Source organism: Shewanella sp. GutDb-MelDb (assembly GCF_002836075.1).
GTDB lineage: Bacteria > Pseudomonadota > Gammaproteobacteria > Enterobacterales > Shewanellaceae > Shewanella.
Map to the genome: position 1 here is coordinate 1 of NZ_PJBM01000040.1, position 3,025 is coordinate 3,025.

Below are 3,025 nucleotides of genomic sequence, written 5' to 3' on the forward strand. Positions count from 1 at the left end.
TTATTTGTCCTGCTTGAGTTGCTTGTGATAAGCAAGTTACGCGCTATTTTCAATTTTGTGACTTGGTGCCGAGTCATTTTTTAACATCAATACAATTAAGTAAACAATATTAAGCGGAGGGACAATACATAACAATACACCTATTAATGCTGCAATTTTAGGTGTAGAAGTTTTACGCTTGCCTAAGTAATAACTTAAGCCACCAACGATAAAGAGAGATATAAAGACTAGTTGACCAAAAAATGTTGCATTGATATTCATGCGAAACTCCTTTTTGCATATAACGCCGTATTAAGCGGACTAAAATCACTGGTTACAACGTCGAACGTAACTAACTGTTTTAGTTCAGTTTAAACATCTTACTATGCGTTTACTCTGAACGCCACACATCTTCATAGCCATCACGATCAATAATTAAATTAAACTCTGGTTCAAGAGCTAAATACTTAATTATTTCAGGGCAATACTTTTCAAGGTGTAATGCACATAATGGTTGATAAAAATCACTATCGTCTGAAGATTCGCCACAATGAATGTACCACCCATTTGTACCATTTTCTGGTTTTACTCTTACTGCATGAATCGGTTTCAAGTGTAAAGTCTGAATAGCAATTCCAACTTTCAGGTTCATATTTACACCATAAAAGGTGGAACCATATTTTTTACAAATTGAACGTTGAGAATCTTGCATTTAACTAAACCTTAAATGACGCATAACGCCTCAAACACCGGATTGTGAATGTTGGCGGTTTTGTTGAGTGTTTTTTCAAAAAGGCCACAACATTTACAATTCCGCGTGCTTTGACTTGTTAAGAGCTAGGTGCTTAATACTTGCGCCGGGCTCATATGTAAAGAGAGGCTGCTCTTCTGTGTTTTCAGGCGTAAGGATAACCTGTTTATTCAGCGCCTTGCCAACTGTGGACATAAACTCAAAAACAACCTTTGCCCTGGCTTCGCTATCAATATCCCTAGGATCAATGTCCAGTTCAATTTCCTCAGGTATGAAGAAATGACAATTAACAGTAACCCCATCTAAGCCAATGGTTAATAGATTCGGATGATCTTGGCTCACAACTACCTCTGCGATACTTGCTGGTAATTTAGTGGGCTCACCCTCAACGAAGTAATTCAGGGTTGCTTCGCTACAACGAAGGAAGTCTATAAAGGCTTGCCAGTCGAGCAAATCAACATCCTTTATGTATAGTCCCGCAAGCTTCCGTCAGGCCTAAATTCAATTTTGTAGTCTTCCCAGATCATAATTATGTAGGGCTCTTAACAGCTTATTCAATAGCAGAACGATAATGTTTCAGGCTGCTCAATTCAAACTTCAAAGGTAACATCGCTAAGTCATTGTTGTAAATGGAATATTTTCTTGAATACGTAAGTAATGCTCAAAATACTGCCGGAGAAAGAATGCGTCTTTGTTTACGAGGTCTATACAACACTTTTAAAAATTTCGCAGTAGATTGATATGTATGGGTTTTCTCGAATGTTACAAAATTATAGATGCGTAAAAAGCTCATTTTACGCATCCTTTGACGCCAGAATTATCTCAATTTGGAGCAAATCAGTTATACCACCTTCTACGAAAAGCTAGTGGGCAACTAGTCTTTGGGCGGCAAGTAAAGTGGGAAAAAAGATTAGAAAAAGTAAGGTTATGCTGATTGTCCCATTGCTAGCACCAATTCGTTTTGGGGCATAAGTGAGTTAACTTCAGGCCGATAAATTCCAATGGCCTATGGCAAGCGTATGTACAGACGCAACTGAGACTCGCCGTAGCTCTTTATAAAAGAAAGGGTCCATGTAAGCTCAACCATGGCTTCTGACCTCTAAGAATGAAATGCATTAAAAATAAGTAACCTTCGCTAAAAGTTTATATTCTAATAAAATATGGAATTGCCACTAAAATCACACCAACAATAAGCAACATAGTCACACTAGACATAAAGTATGGGAATACAAAAAGCGATAAACCTATACATAATGGCACTATCGCTTTTTGCCTGCGGCCATACATAAAGTAGCCCATGCCAATACTGCCAAACAACACACTCCAAACCATTATTGATGCACTATCCATTGGGGTACCACCTGTTTGATGTTGATTGCCATATAACGTGCTGCCAATAAGCGAATTTAGTGTTAGCGGGCCATTTAAAGTCAACCACTATCAAAGACGTAAAATGTCCAACGGTAGAGCTTTGTTGATATACATGTCACTGTAAAGCTTAAATTCAACAGACAATGTCACTCGCCTTCATTGCAAGACTCACTTCAATTCAAAGGTGCCTAAATCCAGAAAAAAAGATCATATTGTTCAGACAACAGTTTGAGGCTCATGGCTATCGACATCGTCACTACTAATGGCTTGATAATTTTAGTGCCTTTAGTTAGCACCAAGCGCGAGCCGAGTGTCGCGCCGATTGCCTGCCCTACCAGCATGACACCACCAAGCATCCAAAACACTTTGCCGCCGATGGCAAAAAAGATCAACGAGGCAATGTTAGTAGAGAAGTTGAGAATTTTAGCATGTGCTGTCGCTTTCGCAAGGCCGTAGCCCGCCAAGGAGACAAACGCTAAGGCAAAGAAACTGCCGGTACCGGGACCAAAAAATCCATCATAAAAACCCACACCTAATGCGGCCGTAAAGGCAAATACTGCCGGTGTCAGTACTTGGTGTTTTTCCTCTTCAGTAATTTTTTTCGAAAATAGAAAATAACCACCAATACTTAGAATCAGAAACGGCAACATAACCTCAAGAAAAGCGGTGTCTATCATCTGCACGGCAATGGTACCTATTGCTGCCCCAATAAAGGCACAGAGGATACTCAGCTTCATATCTGCCAAATTAATAAGACCTTTACGGACAAAGTACATACTGGCAAAGAAACTGCCACCACAGGCTTGTAATTTATTGGTGGCTAATGCGACTGTTGGTGGTAAACCTGCCCACATAAGCGCAGGAATGGTTAACAAACCGCCGCCACCTGCTATTGCATCGATAAAGCCGGCAACGACTGCCACA

5 protein-coding genes are annotated in these 3,025 nt (G+C 40.0%); all 5 read right to left on the minus strand.

All coding sequences use genetic code 11. The features are described from left to right. Window positions 1-36 precede the first annotated feature (36 nt). On the minus strand, window positions 37-261 hold the full coding sequence (locus tag CXF82_RS00945; protein WP_102043517.1) for a hypothetical protein: 225 nt from the start codon (window positions 259-261) through the stop codon (window positions 37-39). 109 nt (window positions 262-370) lie between these two features. Then, a complete protein-coding gene (locus CXF82_RS00950; protein ID WP_102043518.1) occupies window positions 371-691 on the minus strand; it encodes an immunity protein Imm33 domain-containing protein in 321 nt (106 codons plus the stop codon). Window positions 692-784: 93 nt separating this feature from the next. Continuing rightward, window positions 785-1,183 carry a hypothetical protein gene (locus CXF82_RS00955; protein WP_102043519.1) on the minus strand — a complete coding sequence of 133 codons (399 nt, stop codon included), beginning with the start codon at window positions 1,181-1,183 and terminating at the stop codon, window positions 785-787. A gap of 690 nt (window positions 1,184-1,873) precedes the next feature. Continuing rightward, a complete protein-coding gene (locus CXF82_RS00960; protein WP_101093623.1) occupies window positions 1,874-2,080 on the minus strand; it encodes a hypothetical protein in 207 nt (68 codons plus the stop codon). Between the two features lie 209 nt (window positions 2,081-2,289). After that, on the minus strand, window positions 2,290-3,024 hold the full coding sequence (locus tag CXF82_RS00965; protein WP_257982702.1) for a TSUP family transporter: 735 nt from the start codon (window positions 3,022-3,024) through the stop codon (window positions 2,290-2,292). Between the last annotated feature and the right edge of the window lies 1 nt (window position 3,025).